At 63.1% G+C, this 18,485-nt stretch carries 15 protein-coding genes; 4 read left to right on the top strand and 11 right to left on the bottom strand.

What is annotated here, in order from left to right:
• The first annotated feature begins 60 nt into the window (after nt 1–60).
• The 4 genes from J1C48_RS07745 (at nt 61) to J1C48_RS07730 (ending at nt 3,996) form a co-directional block, all read left to right on the top strand.
• Nucleotides 61–948, top strand: coding sequence for a carbohydrate ABC transporter permease (locus J1C48_RS07745; RefSeq protein WP_207257255.1), 888 nt, complete (start codon nt 61–63; stop codon nt 946–948).
• A 5-nt stretch (nt 949–953) separates the two neighbouring features.
• Nucleotides 954–1,871: an ABC transporter permease subunit gene (locus tag J1C48_RS07740; RefSeq protein WP_207257254.1), complete on the top strand. Its 918-nt coding sequence runs from the start codon at nt 954–956 to the stop codon at nt 1,869–1,871.
• Nucleotides 1,872–1,908: 37 nt separating this feature from the next.
• Nucleotides 1,909–2,985 (top strand): ABC transporter ATP-binding protein, encoded by a 1,077-nt coding sequence (locus tag J1C48_RS07735; RefSeq protein WP_231081722.1) that lies wholly within the window; start codon nt 1,909–1,911, stop codon nt 2,983–2,985.
• Nucleotides 2,986–3,132: 147 nt separating this feature from the next.
• Nucleotides 3,133–3,996, top strand: coding sequence for a glycerophosphodiester phosphodiesterase family protein (locus J1C48_RS07730; protein WP_207257252.1), 864 nt, complete (start codon nt 3,133–3,135; stop codon nt 3,994–3,996).
• Between the two features lie 253 nt (nt 3,997–4,249).
• Here J1C48_RS07730 and J1C48_RS07725 read toward each other — a convergent pair whose 3' ends face one another.
• From J1C48_RS07725 to J1C48_RS07675, 11 genes are all read right to left on the bottom strand, one after another.
• A complete protein-coding gene (locus J1C48_RS07725) occupies nt 4,250–5,707 on the bottom strand; it encodes an NAD-dependent succinate-semialdehyde dehydrogenase (protein ID WP_207257251.1) in 1,458 nt (485 codons plus the stop codon).
• Nucleotides 5,708–5,856: 149 nt separating this feature from the next.
• On the bottom strand, nt 5,857–8,139 hold the full coding sequence (locus J1C48_RS07720; protein ID WP_207257250.1) for a Wzz/FepE/Etk N-terminal domain-containing protein: 2,283 nt from the start codon (nt 8,137–8,139) through the stop codon (nt 5,857–5,859).
• A gap of 101 nt (nt 8,140–8,240) precedes the next feature.
• Nucleotides 8,241–9,227 carry an O-antigen ligase family protein gene (locus J1C48_RS07715; RefSeq protein WP_207257249.1) on the bottom strand — a complete coding sequence of 329 codons (987 nt, stop codon included), beginning with the start codon at nt 9,225–9,227 and terminating at the stop codon, nt 8,241–8,243.
• Between the two features lie 464 nt (nt 9,228–9,691).
• Entirely contained in the window at nt 9,692–10,951 is a 1,260-nt protein-coding gene (locus tag J1C48_RS07710; protein WP_207257248.1) for a glycosyltransferase family 4 protein, read from the bottom strand.
• Entirely contained in the window at nt 10,951–11,967 is a 1,017-nt protein-coding gene (locus J1C48_RS07705; RefSeq protein WP_207257247.1) for a glycosyltransferase, read from the bottom strand. The genes J1C48_RS07710 and J1C48_RS07705 overlap by 1 nt, the downstream gene beginning before the upstream one ends.
• Nucleotides 11,964–13,157 carry a glycosyltransferase family 4 protein gene (locus tag J1C48_RS07700; RefSeq protein WP_207257246.1) on the bottom strand — a complete coding sequence of 398 codons (1,194 nt, stop codon included), beginning with the start codon at nt 13,155–13,157 and terminating at the stop codon, nt 11,964–11,966. The genes J1C48_RS07705 and J1C48_RS07700 overlap by 4 nt, the downstream gene beginning before the upstream one ends.
• The gene (locus J1C48_RS07695) at nt 13,154–14,344 is read right to left on the bottom strand and encodes a glycosyltransferase (protein ID WP_207257245.1); all 1,191 of its coding nucleotides are present in this window, start codon (nt 14,342–14,344) and stop codon (nt 13,154–13,156) included. The genes J1C48_RS07700 and J1C48_RS07695 overlap by 4 nt, the downstream gene beginning before the upstream one ends.
• A complete protein-coding gene (locus tag J1C48_RS07690; protein ID WP_207257244.1) occupies nt 14,274–15,044 on the bottom strand; it encodes an FkbM family methyltransferase in 771 nt (256 codons plus the stop codon). Before J1C48_RS07690 ends, J1C48_RS07695 begins: the two co-directional genes overlap by 71 nt.
• Complete coding sequence (locus J1C48_RS07685) at nt 15,041–16,519, bottom strand: oligosaccharide flippase family protein (protein WP_207257243.1); 1,479 nt, start codon at nt 16,517–16,519, stop codon at nt 15,041–15,043. The genes J1C48_RS07690 and J1C48_RS07685 overlap by 4 nt, the downstream gene beginning before the upstream one ends.
• The gene (locus J1C48_RS07680; RefSeq protein ID WP_207257242.1) at nt 16,516–17,316 is read right to left on the bottom strand and encodes a WecB/TagA/CpsF family glycosyltransferase; all 801 of its coding nucleotides are present in this window, start codon (nt 17,314–17,316) and stop codon (nt 16,516–16,518) included. The genes J1C48_RS07685 and J1C48_RS07680 overlap by 4 nt, the downstream gene beginning before the upstream one ends.
• Nucleotides 17,313–18,296 carry an NAD-dependent epimerase/dehydratase family protein gene (locus J1C48_RS07675; RefSeq protein WP_207257241.1) on the bottom strand — a complete coding sequence of 328 codons (984 nt, stop codon included), beginning with the start codon at nt 18,294–18,296 and terminating at the stop codon, nt 17,313–17,315. The genes J1C48_RS07680 and J1C48_RS07675 overlap by 4 nt, the downstream gene beginning before the upstream one ends.
• Nucleotides 18,297–18,485 lie beyond the last annotated feature (189 nt).

Here is an 18,485-nt window from a genome sequence, read left to right as displayed (position 1 = left end):
CGGACGCGGCGCTGCCGCGTCCGATCCTCTCGTAAGCGAGACGACGAAAGGGCTTCAGACATGGCGCGCGACGGACAGTTTCAAGGGCGATGGTGGCCGATCCTTTTATCGCTGCCCCAGCTCCTTCTCATCTTCCTGTTCTTCTATTGGCCGGTGGTGATCGGTCTCAAATGGAGTTTCTTCCTGGAGCGTCCATTTGGTGGAAGTGCGGAATTCGTCGGCCTCGCCAATTTCCAGCGGCTGTTCCAGGATACCGAGTTCTACGCCGCTGCGGGCCGCTCGCTGGTCTTCATGCTGACTGCATCGGCCGCGACGGTCCTGTTCTCCTTTGTCCTGGCGGTCGCGGCTGATCGCAAGCTGCGACTGTCCGGCTTTGCCCGCAATGTGCTGTTCTGGCCCCAGGCGCTGGCCGGTGCCTCGGCGGGCGTGGTGTTGAGCTATCTGTTCAATCCGGCCACCGGCGTCTTCTCCTGGCTGAACACCCTGTCACCGGGTCTGTGGAATCCGGTGCTCGACGGCTTCGACGCGAATATTCTGCTGAACATCGCCTATATGTGGGGCCGGATACCGATCGACTTCGCGATCCTGCTGGCCGGCCTGCAAGCCATCCCGGAGAGCTACCACCAAGCCGCAGCCGTCGACGGCGCCGGCCCCTGGCGCCGACTCCTCGACCTGCAGCTTCCGCTGCTCACGCCGCAAATCTTCCTGTGCATCGTCATCGAGTTCAACGAAAGCTTCAACCAGGCCTTCAAGCTGATCGAATCGATGACCCATGGCGGCCCCGGCAATTCCACCAACCAGCTCGTCTATAAGATCTTCGTCGACGGCTTCCGCGGCTACGACCTCTCCGGCAGTTCGACGCAGTCGCTGATCTTGATGCTTCTGTTCATTTTCATCGTCGTCGCGCAGTTTGCCCTGCTCGAGCGGCGCGTCAACTACGCACGGTGACGGCCATGATCGAGACCACCCGTTCGATCGACCGAGCAGCGACAATTGTTCTCGCGATCGGCATTCTCTTCGCCCTCGGCCCTTTCTATCTGGTCGTCACCACGGCGACGTCGACCTTTGCGACGGTTGTCCAAGGCATGCCGCTGCGTCCTGGGACCGCGCTGTTCGCCAATCTTCACCACGTACTGTTCCAGACCGACATCCCTCAGCAGGTCATCAACAGCATGATCATCGCGGTGTTGGTCACCAGCGGCAAGGCGATCGTCTCGGTGCTCAGCGCCTTCGCCATCGTCTATTTCGACCTCAAGGGCAAAACGGTGATCTTCGGCATGATCCTGGCCACGATGATGATGCCGATCGAGGTGCGCATCGTTTCGACCTATGCCGTCGCCTCGAACGTCTTCACGCCATTCCAGGACCTGATCGATATCACCGGCGTCAATGACCTCATCGAGATGCTGACCGGCATGCGGCTCAGCCTCGAGGTCAATCTCCTCAACACCTATGTCGGGATGGCGCTGCCGCTGATCGCCACGGCAACCGGAACGTTCCTGTTCCGCCAGTTCTTCCAAAGCATCCCGCGCGAACTCAGCCAGGCGGCGCGGATGGATGGCGCCGGCCCGGTCCGGTTTTTGATCGACATCCTTTTGCCGCTCTCCAAGGCGCCGCTCGGCGCGCTGACGGTGATCATGTTCGAAAGTGCGTGGAACCAGCTGATCTGGCCGCTGATGATCGCGACAGATCCGCGGATGGAGCCGGCCGTCGTCGGCCTCACCGAATTCCAGACGGCCTTCAACTCGGGCCAGAGCCCGGAATATCAGTACATGATGGCCGCCGCCCTTTTGGTCATCATCCCTCCCTTGATCGTCATCGCCTTGCTGCAACGTCTGATCGTCCGCGGCCTGGTCATCGGCGAAAAATAATCGCCCTTCGTCGAAGCGGTCAGAAGGAATGTCATTGATGTCGACGCACGAACACGCCGCCGCGAGCGCGATCTCGCTCAAAGGCGTCTCAAAAAGTTACGGTTCGAGCGAGGTGATCCGTGACCTCTCGCTCGACTTCGCCGCTGGCGCGTTCACCGTCGTACTCGGCCCGTCAGGCTGCGGGAAGTCCACGCTGCTGCGCATGATTGCCGGCCTGGAGTCTCTCGGCTCCGGATCGGTATCGATCGGCGGCACCCCGGTCGAAAAGCTGCCGCCGAAAGATCGCGGCGTGGCGATGGTGTTCCAGAACTATGCGCTCTACCCGCATATGACGGTGCTGCAGAACATCGGTTACGGGTTGAAGCTGAAGGGGGTGCCGCGCCCCGAACGCGAAACCATGGTGCGCGAAACCGCCGCTTCGCTTGGCCTTGCCGATCTGCTTGCCCGCAAGCCGGCCGAACTTTCCGGTGGCCAGCGCCAACGGGTGGCGATCGGCCGGGCGATCGTGCGCAAACCGCGCGTGCTCTTATTCGACGAACCGCTGAGCAATCTTGACGCCCAATTGCGCACCGACATGCGGCTGGAGATCAGCCGCCTACATCGGGCGATCGGCGCGACTTCGGTCTTCGTCACCCACGACCAGGTGGAGGCGATGACCCTTGCGGACCGGATCGTGGTGATGAATCAGGGCCGGATCGAACAGTCCGGGACACCCGAAGAGATCTACCACAACCCGCAGACGACCTTCGTCGCCAAATTCATCGGATCGCCGCCAATGAACCTTCTGGAGGCGAATGTGTCAAATGGCGTGGTCTGCCTTGGCGAGGCGTCTCTCTTGGAAGCGCCCTGCCCGAACGGCAGTATCACCCTCGGCGTTCAACCGACTGCCTTGCGGCTGGGCTCGGGCTCTCACACGGGAGCCGTCAGTGGCATCGAACGGCTTGGCCGCGAGGTTGTCTATCATCTTGAGACCGAACATGGGCGGATCTCGGCGGTGGCACCGGAGGCGAAAGCCGGATGGAATCCGGGCGATGCCATCCGCTTCGACATCAACACCGAATCACTGGCATTGTTCGATCCGAGCGGCCAGCGCATCGCATTTCCCCCCACCTGACATTGCCAACCCGGCCTCGCTGACGAGACAAACCGAGATCCCGTCCGAGCCTTCACCGCCTGTCCACCGAAGCTGCGCGTCATCGATCTCTCCCGCAAAAGAACAGGATGACGCGCCGAGCACAATCCGCAATGAAAGACCATCCCCATGCTGCCTCCCAAGAACGCCGGCGGCCGTCTCGACGCCCTCATCTCCCGCAGAAATCCGAACGTTCTCACTGTCGCGCATCGCGGCGTCTGGACCCGCGCACCGGAAAATTCGCTCGCCGCGATCGAGGCCGCGATCGCCCTGGGGGTTGACATTGTCGAGATCGACGCCCAGTCAACCGCCGACGACGTCCTCGTCGTCATGCATGACGACGCCATCGATCGGACGACGACCGGCAACGGCATCGTGGCGAAACTCCCCTATGCCGCTATCCAGAATAAAGCGCTTTTGACGGGGGCCGGCGGTCCGGATGCCACCCCCAGCAACGAAACCATCCCGCTTCTTGCCGAAGCCCTGGAAGCGGCGCGCGGTCGGATCACCGTCAATATCGACACGAAATATGGCCGCGATCTCGTCGCCGTTGCCGATCTCGTCGTCGATCTCGGCATGACCGAAGACGTGATCATGAAGACCGAGGTCAATCCGGACGAAAAATATCACCTCGCCGAACGGCTGGAGCTCATCGGCAAAGTCAACCATATGCCGTTGATGAACGCCCGGCCGGGCCAATTCGCCGAAGATCTGCGCCGCATCGAGCCGCTCGGGGCGAGCATGGTCGAGGTCAAGTTCGAGCGGCTCGCGGATTTGCAGACCGCCCGCGCCGAACTGGAACGCCAGGACATTCGGCTGTGGGTCAACACGCTCGACGTGTCCTACAACGTCGACTTTTGCGACAGCCGTGCGGCACAAAGCCCAGATGACGTCTGGGGCACACTGATCGATTGCGGCGTCGGGGCGATCCAGACCGATCTGTCGGCGGCGTTCAGGCGCTGGCTCACGGAGCGCGGTGCGGCCGCCGGCTGATCGCCGGAAGCGCCATTTGAAACGGCGCTGCGGGTTTTCATTCTCGTCGCGGCGTGCCGCCGCCCCTGCAACGAGTTCCGCCGCACGTGCCGATCGCGCAAGGCGGCTGCGCCCAAACACAAAAGGCCGACGCCCCCAAGATGGGCGCCGGCCTTGGCACGCTCTCACTCATGGAAACAACGCGCCACCCCGGAAACCGATTCCGATGTTCGGGCCGATGCGTTGGATCGGCATGCGGTCAGTTCAGGCCGGCTCAGTTCAGGCCGGCGATGTGGAACGCCTTGGTCTCCAAATATTCCTCAATGCCGATTTCGGCGCCCTCGCGGCCAAGCCCCGAGAGCTTCACGCCGCCGAACGGCGCGACTTCGGTAGCGATCAGGCCGGTGTTCAGACCGACCATGCCGAATTCCAGCGCCTCGCCGACCCGCCAGCTGCGGGCGAGATCCTGCGTATAGAAATAGGAAGCTAGACCGAACGGCGTGCCATTGGCGATCGCGATGGCTTCCTCTTCTTTTTCGAAGCGGAAGATCGGCGCCACCGGACCGAAGGTTTCTTCCGAAGCCAGCTGCATGTCGGTCGTAGCACCGGTCAGGACCATCGGCGCCGCATATTGCGGCCCGTCCGGCAGCTTCACCGGCTCATGGGCGACTTTGGCGCCGTTAGACAGCGCATCGTCGACATGGCGATTGATCTTCTCCACCGCCGCACGGTTTATCATCGGACCGATGACCGTCCCCTCGGCCATCCCCGGGCCGACCTGCATCGCCATAACCCTGGCCGACAGCTTGGCGACGAAGGCGTCGTGGATGCCGGACTGGACGAGGATCCGATTGGCGCAGACGCAGGTCTGGCCGCCGTTGCGGAATTTCGAGATCAGCGCGCCTTCGACCGCCTTGTCGAGATCGGCATCGTCGAAGACGATGAAGGGCGCGTTGCCCCCAAGCTCCAGGCTGAGGCGCTTAACGGTCGGAGCGCACTGCGCCATCAGCAGCGATCCGACCTTGGTCGAGCCGGTGAAGCTCAGCTTGCGCACGGTCTCGCTGGCCGTGATCGCGCTGCCGATGCCGGTCGGCATGCCGGTGACGATATTGATGACACCGGCCGGGATGCCGGCCTTCTCGGCGAGCAAGCCCAGCGCGAGCGCCGAATAGGGGGTCATCTCCGAAGGCTTGATCACCATGGTGCAACCAGCGGCGAGGCCCGGCGCCACCTTGCGGGTAATCATCGCATTGGGGAAATTCCACGGGGTGATGATGCCGCAGACACCAACCGGTTGCTTGAGGACGACGATCCGGCGATCCGGCGTCGGCGACGGGATGATCCCGCCATTGATGCGGCGGGCTTCCTCGCCGAACCATTTGACGAAGGAGGCGCCGTAGCGGATTTCGCCGACGGCCTCGGCAAAAGGCTTGCCCTGCTCCAGGGTCAGGATGGTGGCGAGTTCATCCTCGTGCTTCACCATCAGATCGAACCACGCCATCAGCAGCGACGCCCGCTCGGCATGGGTGCGCTTGCTCCAGCTGCGAAAAGCCTCTTCGGCGGCAGCGATGGCGCGCTTGGTTTCCGCCGCCCCCATGGCCGGAACGGTGCCGAGAGAAGCGCCGTTCGCCGGGTTGCTGACGGCGACCGTTTCGCCGTTGTCCGCGCTCACCCATTCGCCGCCGATCAGCGCCTTCTGCCGCAAAAGCGGCATGTCTTCGATGACGTCCATTTGTCTCGACTCCTGTTCGGTCGTCTTCAAACGGAGTCTTATATCAAGCCAAACGGGTAAAAATCCATGCGCCCGAGGCGCGACCTGCGTGCACCCCTTGCCAACCGATCAAGGCAGCGCCGCCAGCAGCGCGGAAGCGCCCGAACAACTCACTGATTATACTCATAATAGTAATTTGAATAATATTGCCCTTTGTAGCGCCGCAGCTGCTTGGCATCGACCTTGTTGAATAGAACGCCGGCGCACATCTCTGGCAAGCGAGGATCAGCGTCGAACGCATCGCGCATCAGCTTGCGATCGGTCTTGCCCCACTCGGCGACAAAAACCAACGTGTCGAAGAGATGGGCGGCGGCTCGTGCGTCAACCACGGCACCAAGCGGAGGAAGATCAAGCAAGACGTAGTCGTATTCTTTCACAGCGTCAGCGACGACCTGCTGCATAGCGGGCGACGCCAGCAGATCACCGGTGTTGTGGATGGCCCGCGACCGCAGCGTCGGCAGGATATGCAAACCGGTCTCGGCCTCGCGGCACAGAAGGTCCCGCCAGTTCAATTGCTCCAGTAACACCTCGATGAGCCCTTGGTGCACACCGCTCAGAGCGCCGGCCGTCAGCCCGGGATTGCGCAGATCGGCATCGATCAACAGAACGCGGGTGCCCCCCCTTGCAATCAGAGAGGCGAGATTCTTCGACACCGTCGTCTTACCCTCGTTTGGCAGCATCGAGGCAACGCCGATCACCTTCGGCGCCTTGCCGCCGACGGCAAGATCGCAGGCGATCTTTGTCGCGCGCAAGGTCTCGGCAAAACCGGTGAAGGGTGCCTCGAAGCTTTGCCGCAGCATCGGATCATGAGCATGAACAATCGGCAGCCCCTCTTCGCCCGGCGGCACCGCGACCACGCTCTTATCCTTCATCTGTCCCATAACATCGGCCGGCCGCAAGAGATGCAGCATACCGAGAAAGTTTACGCTGAGTTCGTCTCGAACCTGATCGCCGGTTCGGAACACCCGGTCGCGATATTCGGTAAGCGCCCCAAGGCCACCACCGGAAAGGGCGCCGAGAAACAAGCCCAGAGAGAGCACCATCGCTGCCTTCGGTGAGCTCTCGCTCCCTGGGACCGCTTCGGTCAGCACCCGGGCTGTGGGGATCGGAAAGGAGTCACGCGCGCTCATTTCGTCATAATGCGCGATTAGAGTGTCGCGCATGCTGCGCAGATTGGTGGCGTTTCGCTCCAATTCACGCAGTCGCATTTGGGTGTCAGTCGCCGCAGCCGTCGCACCCGCCAGCTTTTGCATCTCGGCTTGCAATTGCACCACCCGACTTTGAGCTACGGCCAGATCGCTGCGAGAAACCTCGGCGATGCGCTTCAGCTCGTCGAAGATCAACTCTCGATATTGCTGCATGTCAGTTTCCAGCTGAACCGCCCGCATATGCTTCGGGCCGAGCCGCGTGACGATGTCTTGATACTGCTTGGCCGCTTCGAGATAACGATTGCGCAAGTCCGAAATGACCGGGCTGTCCAGAGTTTCCGATACGGCGGCATCCATTTCCTTCTTGTCGATGATGTCCTTGATCCGCAGGTAATGGGCAGCGGCTTGGTTGGCATCCGCCTGCGCCGCGACGAGCTGCCCATTCACAGTGGTCAGCTGCTGGTCGGACAGGAGCTCGCCATTGGATGACATTCGATCATGCGCCTGACGAAACGTCTGGATGGCGGCTTCGGCCCTGCTGACAGAGTTTTCGGCGTCCGCAATCCGCCGCTGAAGCCAATGGCCAACCCGCTGCATTGCCCGGGCGTCGGATTCCAACCGATCCTCAATGTAGACCTTCGCATAGGCATTGGCGATGTCAGCGGACAGGTGCGCATTCGGCGATCGATAGGCGATGTTGATGACATGTGTCTGGCTGACCCGCGTCACCGTCAGATTTCGCAGCAGCCGCTCGACTGCAGTGCGCCGGATCCGGATGCCACGGCTGTTCGGCTCGGCCACGGCTAAAGCGCTCACCTGAAGCCCCGCGCGCGCTTCGACCTCTCCGACAAGGGCCATGACAGCGCTCTTGATCCACGCCGCCAACCCAGCTGGGGCATCGTTGAAACGCGGGTCGTCAAGCAAATCGAGCTGATCGAGAACCGTCTCGGCCAGCTTGCGCGACTGGAGAACCTCCAACTCGCTGTTCACCATCGTGTCGTCGAAGGCAACATCGGCGAGCGCCATTTCCTCGCGGGTGCTTTGCGCTTCCTTCCCGTCGATCAAAACTTGCGCCGAGGCGGTGTAGAACGGCGTTGCAATTGCCAGATATCCGGCCCCAGCAAAGGCACCGAGAAGCGTAAACAGTCCCACCAACCAAAACTGCCGGCGAATAATGGCGAAAACATCATCGAGATTGAAGCTTTCTTCGGCGAGATAGGGCTCATAATTGTTTGTCGTAGGCAATCGATAATCATTCAACATCAAAAGTGGCCTTAAATTGATGGAGACATACTTGATTCGCCATCATCGCAACACGGCAATGCGGGCGCTCAAATAGATTTACGTCAGAGATTTCGCATCGGCAGCAAGGTCACGCCGGCACGCTTTCTGGCAAGGGCATCGTTCGCGATACCGGTTTTGGGGAGCGCCGAATCTCGATACGCAGACGAATGATGCCCTCTCGCCGGCGGGATAACCGGGCGCGGGCAGCGACTGGCGGCGTGGAGCAGCACCAGATAGATCATCGCCGGATATTGCAGTAAAAGGTCGATGCTGAAGACGGCAGCCTGATTTTCAACGATGCTGCGGAAGGTTGAGAACACCAGGATCCCGCTGGTGATCATCAGCATCGGCCGATCGCGAGGCGCAATCCGCTGATATCCGACATTGACGCGCAGCATTGCTACCCACGCCACCACCATCGCGGCGACGAAACCACCAGCGCCCACCAGCCCACCGCAGAGCAACGCATAGAGCAACGCATTCTGGGCGTTGATGACATCGAGAAACGAGCGATCGGCCTGGGGACCATAGCCAAAGACCGGAGCATGCATCCAATGGTCGAAACCATTGACGAAGAGAAGGGTGCGACCGCTCATGGACGCGAAACCTTCCGCTCCCTGGTTGCGGGTGACATGCATCCAAAACTCGCCGAAACTCTCGCCGCGCAGGATCAAAAAGCCCGCGAATGCAACCAACGCGACGAGCGCGGCGACGAATTTTTGCCCCTTGCGCGGACCAAACAGGAAGACGAAGGTCACGGCACCGGCCGCTGCGACGAGCGCGCCCCGGGCCTGCATGATCCACAGGACATAGAGCGCGGCCGAAAGCATCACCGCGCCGAGCACTCGCGTCCAAGCGCGAAACGAGACCACCAGCACGAACCCGATGATCGCGGGCACCGCCGCCATCCGCGCCAGCCCTGTCGCGCGGGAGATCACATAGCCATAGGCCTGCTCGAAGCGCACCACGGTGCCGTAGGCCGACCCATCGGAATTAAAAAGCACGTTGCGCGCAAGAAACAGCAGCGTGACGAGCACCAGGATCGTCATCACCCAGGACAACAGGTTCAAGCGCACCGCAAAGCCGAGAGGATCCGGCTGTCGCAGTCCGATCTCGACGACGGCGAGCGTGGCGAGAAACGCCAAGGCCCAATAGGCCCGCTCGAACCAGGCCGCAGATCCCGTGCAGACCAGCAGAATGACCAAACCGTAGAACCAGAAGCCCCATTCGGCCAGCCCCCGCGGCACCCAACGCCGGCGGGCGCCGAGCACGATCACGCTGGCAAGCGCGAGCGCGGCGATCGGAAACAACGCCCGCACGGCATTCACGCTGGGGTTGAGGCCGTCACCAAACCCCGCAAGACTCCACGGACCGCTATTGATCGAAAGCCAAAGCGCGATCCAGAGCGCAAACGGCATCGTCAGCCACCGAGCGGCCCCACCGCGGCGCAGCGGCGACATTGCCAAGGGACGCCCGAAATTTACGGCCGCTGCCAAGGCCGGATCACGCAAATTCACGCGCATTCACGCCCATTCAGAACGGCGTCGTAGACCGATGTGAGCCGGCGGCGGTTGCCCTCTGGACCAAACGCGCGGGCGCGTTCGAGGGCTCCGTCTGCGAGCCTGCGGCGCAGCCCTTCATCCGATTCGAGATCACGCAGCGCTGCGGCAAGACCGCGGATCAAATTTGCCGGCGTGTCCGTCGGCACTTTGATCCCGCAGTTGGGCGTCACCACCTCCACGAAGCCGCAATGGTCCGGGCACACCACCGGCAGGCCAAGCGCCAGCCCTTCGAGCAGCACCGTCGAGGTCAGATCCTTGAGGCTGGTGATCACCAGGACATGGGCTTCGCGCATGATGTCCAGCGCCCTGGCCCGCGGCACCATGCCATGCCAGATGCAGCGATCGGCCAGCGAAAGCTCCGCGGCCCGTCGCCGCCAGGCGGCGTTGCGCGGGCCGTCGCCGAGGACATGCAGCTCGAAACGCCGGGAGCTGTAAAGCCGCGCCAGGGCTTCGAGGAGAAGATTGAGCGCCTTGCCAGGCAGATGCTGGCCACTCCAGACCAGCCTCAAAGCTTCGTTGCCATTCCGCCGCCGGGGCTGCTCGGGGCTGAGGGCGAGCGGCGCGACGACCTCGCTGACAATCGTGCTGTCGACGCCATAGAGCTGCTTGAGTTCCCGCGCGATGCCGCCGGTCGCCGCGATCAGGCCAGGACCGGCCACGGCCGCCGCTCGGCGCGGCGAGGACAACCAGCGCCGCTGCGCCGAATTCACCAGATTGCGGCCGGCATGGTAGATCGCGCCGCCGACGCCCATTGCCGGCAAGAGCCGCCACGGGGTGTTCTCCAAGCCGCCAATCGGCCCCCAAACGAAGGGGAGCCCGAGCCGCCAAAGATGACCGGGAAAACGAAAGCCGACATAGGTCAGTTGATGAACGAGATCGAACCGCTCGCGCTGCGCAAGCGTCCGGGCCAAATGAAACGCGTCCCGCTGCCAAGCGGCGTAGGCCAAGTTCATGATCGGCTTGGCGATCGAGCCCTCGATCCGCTTCCACAGCGTCGTCGGCGCATAATGCCAGGGCTGATGCTCAACGAAGACGAAGCGCGGATTGGGGCAGCGGCCACAGACCGCCTCGATGTCGGGGCGATGGAAGGCGGCGGTGATCACCGTCGTCTCGTGATCGGCGGCGATCGAACGGACGAAATTCCAGCCGACGGCCTCCTCCGATCCCCGCAACGGATTGCAGGCATAGGCGGCCACGAGCACGCGCGCCATCACTTATTCCTTTCGATGGATCGCGTCCGCCGATGGCCCCGGCCGTCATGGCGGCGATCGCCAAGGACGCGGAGGCTCTCGGCCAGGTGCCCCCGGCTCTCCTGAGGCAAGCCGGGGGTCTTGCCCCAAAGAATCGCGGCAATTTCCTGAAGATTGCCCCACAGGCGCGCTGCCTCGCCAGCGTCGTGGATCATCGAAACCAGGGTCAGTGCCGCGCGGATCCCCACGCCAAGCCAGAAGCGGGAAAGCGACAGCCCATGCTTGTGGACGATGTACAGCCGATTGCGGATCTCGATCTGGCCGAACCAGAGGCGCGAATTTCGCCCGCCCGGTGCCGGTAGATGCAGATAATCGGCGTCGGGCAACATGACGAACCGGCCGCGCCGAGCCGCCTGCAGGCTGAATTCCAGATCTTCGAGATAGCTGTAGGTCTGGAAGAACTCGTCGAAGCGAAGCTCGCGGATTGCCGCAACGCGCCAGGCCACCGCGCAGGTGCTCAGCCAATCGACCGTGGTCAGTTCGTCGACACGCCGCACCCTGGTGTGCCACCCCGACGGCGTAACGACGGCGACGCGATCGGAATAGAGCCCCAGCCACCGGGCCAAGCGGGAGGATTTCCACCGCCCTGGAGCCGCGGCCGCGGCTTCGTCCTCGGGATTGAGCCCCAAGCCGATGATCTCCGAACTGAGCGTTTGCGCCCATCGACAGACGATTGCCAAAGCCTGCGGATCCAGCGTGACGTCGTCATCGATCAACGCCACGAGATCGAAATCTGCCGGGACCAGGGATAGGCCGCGATTGCGCTGCGCCGCGGCCGAAGGCGGCCAGTGACGCTGCAGGTCAACAGTGAACCAGGCCGCCCTCGCCCCGGTCTCGATCGCACCGCGCTCGGCTTCGTCCGAGCCGTCAATGATAATGACCCGGTCGGGACGCCGCGTCTGCAGCGACAGGTTCTCCAACAACCGCAGCAGCTCATTCGGCCGATTGCGGGTCGGAATCACGACCGCGAGCTTCACGCCGCCACCTCCGAATGGGCAAAAGCCGAAGGCGACAGCATGCGATCGACAAGCTCAAGGGCCGCCGTGTCCAGCGTGCTCTTGGAGAACAAAGCTCCCCGGGCAGCGAGCTGACGGCGGATCTCGCCCACCGTTCGCGGCTGGCGCAAAAGGCGATCGATCACATCCACCGCGTGGTCGGCATTGGTGAAGGCCAGGCGCTCATCGCCGACGATCTCTGCCGGTGCGCTTGCGGCCGGAACGATCGGCACGATGCCCATTTTGACCATCTCGGCAACGGCGATGCCGAAAGCCTCGCGGCGATGCGCATGAATGGCGAAGGAATGGCGGCTCAAAAACGCGTATTTCGCGTTGCCATAGAGCCCGCCGTGCAGCCGCACCCAGGTCGCATGGTGAGCCGCGTGGCGCCGGACTCTGCGGCCGTAGGAATCGTCACCGATCTTGCCGACGATGTGGAATGCAAAGCGGTGTCCCCGCTCGCGCACGCGATGGAGGATGTCGATCGCTTCGAGGACGCGCTTGTCCGGCGTAATCCGGCCGAGCATGACGAAGTCCGAGCTGCGCGCAAGCGTCTTGATCGGCTCGGCATGAACCGGCGGATAGATGACATCGCAGTCCATCGCGTATCGCGCTTTCAAAAGCCGTGCCGTCCATTGCGAATTGGCGATGACGACGTCCGCGTCGCGCCGCACGACGCTGACTTGCCCGCCGGCGATCCGCCGACAGAGCGCCAGATAGGCGCCCCGGCTCAGCGGCGAATTGCGCAACAGACCCCGCATGCCCACCGCGGCCGGATCGAGCGCGCGTCGCATGTCATCATCGAAGGAGAAATCGGCCACGAACTGGATCGCAGGGCGACCGAAATCGACAAAGTTATAGGCACTGATCAGAACGTCGAATTCCGGCGCGATCTGGCGGACAAACCGGGTGAGAAACGCCCCCTTGAGGGCATCGCCCCCGGCACTGCGTCTGAGCAGCGCCGGCATCGGCACGATCCTGACCTCGACCCCCGCCGGATCGACCGCGCAATGATAGGCATCGTTGAGGCGATCGCACTCGAAGGGACGGCAGGTGGCAAGAGCGACGTCGAATCGGCTCTGCAGCGTTTCGATCAATGTCATCGCCCGTGCTTCCGAACCGCCCGAACCAAGATCGGGATGGGTGATGAGGCATCGCCGTTTTCGGGTCATGGTGTCCCCATGAGTGCAAAGAGATCGCGAATAAGCGGGGGCTGGCCGAAGACGGCGGCGTAAGTTCCTGAGCGCTGAACCAACACGCCGTAGGCGGAGACGCGGCGTTGGCGATCGAGCGTGCGATCGCAGACGCGCGCGCGGTCGCGATAGAACTGGGCGATCTGCCGGCACTGCCGCGCCGCCGTTGCGGCGCTTGCCTCGTCCTTGGCGCAGCTATCCATCGGCAATGACAGGCACCAATGTTCCATGGCACTCCAAAATCGGTCGCGCTCAGCGAAGAAATCGCGCCGCGCGTCCAAGCGATGGCCGACAGCCACGCTCCGCTCAGCGGCTTTCGCCTGCATCGTCACCGAGCCTTGATGCTGACGGTAAAGCGTCAACCGATCGCGCAGGAAATGCCGGTGGCCGAACAAATAGCCGATCACGCTCAGCCAGCGATCATGGGTGATCAGGCGGCCATCGGTCGAAACCGGACGGCGCTGCCACGGCAAATCGACGAACCAGCGCCGGAAGATCATTCGATGGCCGTCATGAATGCGAACCGGCGAGGTCAACGGCATCCAATTGCCGCGCTCGCTCAGCGCGAGTGTTGCACGGCGCATCGTGCGAAGCCGGTCATCGACATAGCGGTTGCGGCAGACCATCCAATCGAGCTGCGGACGGCGGATCGAGGCATGTTGGAAGCGCTTGAGCTTTTCCGTGGACCAGATGTCGTCCTGATCACAAAATGCGATCCAATCGCCCCGGCAGCGGCTCGCCGTCTCCAGAAAGTTCTGACCGTGGCCCCGATTGGTAGGGTTTTGGCTGATGCGCACCGGAAAGGGTGCAACGCGCGCAAAGCGCTCCAGAATCTCGATCGTCGCATCGCTGGAGCCGTCGTCGCCGACGACCAGCTCGGCCGGCAAATGGGTTTGGCCTGCAAGGCTCTCGAGCTGAGGCTCCAAATACCGCGCGCCGTTATAAGTGGCCAGTGCCACGGAGATCCGCATTCCGGTCACGACAACCGATGATCGGCGAACGCAACGGCGGCCTGCGCTGGCAGGCGACCATGGCGAAGCCGGCAGCGGGTCAAGGCCACGCGCAAGATGATCGGATCCGTGCGGCGCATGCGCGTCAAATCCGCGTCGCCTGCAAAACGCGGATATCCCGCGGCATGCAGATCTCGCGCAGCCGCGGTTCGGCATAGCCGCAGTCGCGAACGTGATAGCCGAGCTTCGAAAGAACCCGCGCGACCTCCTGAGACGCCGCGCCATGAACGCCATGGGTCTCGACCAGGATCGTCCGCGGCCGAATCTGCAGATCCCGCAAGATCGCCAATTCTGCGCCCTCGCAATCCAGTTCGAGCAAATCGCAATCCGGCAGGTCGCGCCCCGCCAGCGCGGCGCCAGTCGGCATGGTGCCATAGACCTGATGCGCTTCACCGACGACCGCGTGTTCGATGCGCACCTGACAGCTAACGTCGTTCAGCCGACAGGTTTTGCGAACCCGGCGCACGCCCTCGGCGCTGCCCTCGAAACAGCGGACCGAGCCCCACCGCCCGACATGCTGAGCGGCAACAGTGGCCGTCACGCCCCATCCACCGCCCACCACCACCACCCGGTCGGATGAACGCAACGTCCGCCGCAAGCCGGCAACGAGCGCCTCTTCGTAATCGGGGATGTCGGCGAGACTTGCCAAGAACCTGGGGAACATCCGGTCTGTCACCTTGCGATCGAGACCGATGACGATGCCGGCATAACGCACGCGCGTGCCGCACGGCAGCATGCCCCGCATCAGGCGATAGGCGCGCAACATACAGGCGCCGACGACACCGCGCGTCCCCGATTGCTGAGCGATCCGGCGCAGCGCGCCGTATTTCTGCGTTACCGCGAGCGTTCCGATCATGCGATCTCTCCGATCTGACCATCCGGCGATTGGGTGCGCTTGACGCGCCAGCCGAGCCGACCCCGCCAGAAGTCGAGAGGGAACCGGTGCCAAGCCAAGGCGAGCGAGACGGCGACGATCCCGGTTTGGACGATCGCTCTGAGAGCCGGATCGGGTGCGAACTGCCCGGCCAAAAGCGCCAGCGACAACAAACCGAAATGGGGCAGCAATCGCCACACGGTCGACCATCCCAGTCCGGTTCCGACGATCATCAAGACCATGTCCGCGCCGGTGCGAAGGCTCCAGGCCCCTGCCGCTCCGGCGATCCCGCCGAAGCTCAAGCCGAGCCAGAGCAGCAGCAGATAGGGACCGATCTCGATCAGGTAGAATTTCAGCGGCAAGTCCGGCCGACCAATTGCATGCAACATGGTGTGCGGCACGATCGCCGCCACGTTGAGCCAAACGCCGACAAACAGGATTTGCCCGGTCAAGGACGATTGCGCGGCAAAGGCCGGACCGATCCAAAGCGCCAAGAAGGCCGGCAACAGGGCGATTGCGGCACAACTCGCCGGGGCGAGCAGCGCGCTGAGACCGAGGACGATATTCCGGACACGCCGTTTCGTCTGCGCATCGTCACGATCCGCTGCAAGTTCCGGAAACAGGCTCTGCGCGAGGCTCCGGGGCAGGACGTTCAGCCGATCGGCAATACTGAGCGGAACGACGTAATGGCTGACCGCCGACGGTCCCGCCAGCAACCCGATGATCATCCGGTCCGCGCTTGCGAGAAGCGGCGCGACGAGACTGGCCCCGGACACCCAAAGGCCGAAGCGCAGCAGACGCGGGAGTTCCGCCAGACAGGCTCGACGCGGCCGGCCAATCGGCAACACCCGCGCACTGACGATCACTATCGGGATCACGCCAAGGATCCGAGCGACGATGGCAGCTGGAATCACATATTCGAGTTGCGGCCCAACGCGGCCTGCGACGACCACCGGCAGGATCTGGAACAGTGCCGATCCGGCGACGACCAGGAGATTCATTTCCAGAAACCGGCCCCGCCCGAGCAGGACGCCGTTGAAGACCGCCGTGGTCGTCGCAATCGGAACCGCCGCCGCCAGCCACGGCAGCACAACCATCACCTCGCCGAGAAGCGCGCCGTTCCGCGCCATCACATTCGGCAGAACCAAGCCCGCCGCCAGAAACAGCGCGCCGCCACCAATCCCCCCGAACCCGGCATTGGCAAGCAGCGCGCTCCAGACAATGTCGTTTCGGTGGTCTGCCCGATCCGGGTCGCTCGCGGCAATCGCCTGGGCGCAGGCGCGACCGAGGCCGAGATCGAAGACGCTGAAATATCCAAGCAACAGCCAGACGATCGCGAGAATGCCGTAACGCGCCTCGCCGACGGCGCGCATATAGAGCGGCACTGTCACTAGCATGATCGCCAGCGAGGCTCCCGCCCCGCCAAGATTGTAGAGCGTATGCCGACCGGTTCTCACCGCGCCGCGTCCTTGTCGCCATAGCGAAGGCGAACCGCCTCGCTCAGTGCCGCCACGAGGAATCGCGGACCGTCGGAAAAATCTCGCCGCGCCACCTTTTTCGGCTCCATCGCCAGTCGCCACAACCACTCGAAGCCGGCCTCACCCAACCAACGCGGCGCGCGCCTGGCCAAGCCGGCGTGGAAGCGAAAGGCAGCTCCGACGCCGATGGCGACCGGCACCGTCAGTCGTGCCCGATTGCGGGCAATCCAGCGCTCCTGTTTCGGGCAACCGAGACCGACCCACAAAATGTCGGCGCCTGAGGCGTTGATCGCGTCGATGTGGGCTGCTTCCTCCGCCGCACTCAAAGGGCGGAAGGGCGGTGAGATACAGCCCGCGACCGGAGCGCCCGGGAAATTCGTCCGGAGCCGCTCGCGCAGTGCCGCCAAGGTCGTCTCGGTGTCGCCGTAGAAATAGCTTCGGTAGCCTGTGGCTTGGGCGATTTCGAGCATCTTCTGCATGATGTCAGGTCCCGGGACACGCTGCGGCAGCGGCCTGCCCGACAGGCGTGACAGCAGGATCGGTGCGATGCCATCCGGGCAAAACAGGTCGGCCGCGTTGAGGATCTCCTGAAAATCAGGCTCGCGGTGTCCCACCCAAAGACCATGAAATCCGGTCACCGCAAGGTGACGGCAGCGGCCGTCGCGGCGTGCGATCCACTGCGCAACGATCCGGCTCGCCTCATCAAGCGTCGGGCCATGAACCCGGCTGCCAAGGATCGTCGCGGTCGGCAAACTCGCGGTTGCGAGGCCCCTCATTCTGCGGCGATCCCAAACTGTGCGGCCGACACTTGCTGGCTGACCCACGCATAGGTCTTTGCCAAGCCGGCGTGCAGCGGCAAGGTCGGCTCCCAGTCCAGCTTCTCGCGGATGAGGCGGTTGTCGGAATTGCGGCCACGCACACCCGCGGCACCCGGAACATGGCGCTTGCCGAGCGCTTTACCTGCGATCGCCGCGATCATGTCGGCCAACAGGTTGATGCTGACCATTTCCTCGGAGCCGATATTGACCGGTCCGGTCCAGTCGGACCGCATCAAGCGCAGCACCGCCTCCAGACAGTCGTCGATATAGAGGAAGGAACGGGTCTGCTGGCCGTCTCCCCAGATCTCGATCGCGGCGCCGTCTTCGGCCTCGGCGACCTTGCGGCAGAGCGCAGCCGGCGCTTTTTCCTTGCCGTCGTTCCAGCTGCCCTGCGGGCCGAAAATATTATGAAAGCGCGCAATACGCACCTGCATCCCGTAATTTCGAGCATAGGAGAGATAGAGCCGCTCACTGAACAGCTTTTCCCAGCCATATTCGCTATCGGGCGCCGCCGGATAAGCACTGTCTTCCGCGCAGTTGGGATTATCCGGGTCGAGCTGATTGTATTCGGGATAGATGCAGGCCGAAGACGAATAAAAGATCCGACGGCAGCCGGTTTGCGACGCCGTATCGAGGACATTGAGATTGATCAGTGCCGAGTTGCGCATGACATCGGCATCGTGCTCGCCGGTGAAGATGTAGCCCGCGCCCCCCATGTCCGCCGCCAACTGATAGATCTCGTCAAACGGCTGATCGAAGAGTTCGCCGACGAATGTCTGGTTCCGCAAGTCGCCGAGGACGAACTCGTCTGCCCCGCTCGCGCTATAGCCCGGATACTTGAGATCGGCTCCGCGAACCCAGGCTCCCTCGGCTTTCAAACGCTGGACGAGATGGTGACCGATGAAGCCGCCGGCTCCACACACAAGAACACGTTTCATACTGGTTGCAATCCTCTGCTTGCGGGCAAATCACGTGCTCACGGCGCTCGACCGCCGAGACGTGCTCGCTCGCGCGCGCATCCCCGGCCTCGAGTCGGCCACAGGCGTGCGACACACTGCTCTTCCATCCAGAAGAGCCAACGTTTTTGATTTTCCCCTCGTCGGCCCCGCCCGGCCAAGCGACCTGAC

The sequence above is a fragment of the Jiella flava genome (assembly GCF_017349315.1).
Classification (GTDB): Bacteria; Pseudomonadota; Alphaproteobacteria; order Rhizobiales; family Rhizobiaceae; genus Jiella; species Jiella flava.
This window is presented reverse-complemented; position numbering and strand designations above follow the sequence as displayed.

Excerpts from the sequence above, each read along its gene's own strand:
- J1C48_RS07745 (WP_207257255.1), top strand. The coding sequence starts at position 61 with ATGGCGCGCGACGGACAGTTTCAAGGGCGATGGTGGCCGATCCTTTTA.
- J1C48_RS07740 (WP_207257254.1), top strand. The coding sequence starts at position 954 with ATGATCGAGACCACCCGTTCGATCGACCGAGCAGCGACAATTGTTCTC.
- J1C48_RS07735 (WP_231081722.1), top strand. The coding sequence starts at position 1,909 with ATGTCGACGCACGAACACGCCGCCGCGAGCGCGATCTCGCTCAAAGGC.
- J1C48_RS07730 (WP_207257252.1), top strand. The coding sequence starts at position 3,133 with ATGCTGCCTCCCAAGAACGCCGGCGGCCGTCTCGACGCCCTCATCTCC.
- J1C48_RS07725 (WP_207257251.1), bottom strand. The coding sequence starts at position 5,707 with ATGGACGTCATCGAAGACATGCCGCTTTTGCGGCAGAAGGCGCTGATC.
- J1C48_RS07715 (WP_207257249.1), bottom strand. The coding sequence starts at position 9,227 with ATGACGATCCTGGTGCTCGTCACGCTGCTGTTTCTTGCGCGCAACGTG.
- J1C48_RS07710 (WP_207257248.1), bottom strand. The coding sequence starts at position 10,951 with ATGGCGCGCGTGCTCGTGGCCGCCTATGCCTGCAATCCGTTGCGGGGA.
- J1C48_RS07700 (WP_207257246.1), bottom strand. The coding sequence starts at position 13,157 with ATGACCCGAAAACGGCGATGCCTCATCACCCATCCCGATCTTGGTTCG.
- J1C48_RS07695 (WP_207257245.1), bottom strand. The coding sequence starts at position 14,344 with ATGCCGAACCGCGGCTGCGCGAGATCTGCATGCCGCGGGATATCCGCG.
- J1C48_RS07690 (WP_207257244.1), bottom strand. The coding sequence starts at position 15,044 with ATGATCGGAACGCTCGCGGTAACGCAGAAATACGGCGCGCTGCGCCGG.
- J1C48_RS07680 (WP_207257242.1), bottom strand. The coding sequence starts at position 17,316 with ATGAGGGGCCTCGCAACCGCGAGTTTGCCGACCGCGACGATCCTTGGC.
- J1C48_RS07675 (WP_207257241.1), bottom strand. The coding sequence starts at position 18,296 with ATGAAACGTGTTCTTGTGTGTGGAGCCGGCGGCTTCATCGGTCACCAT.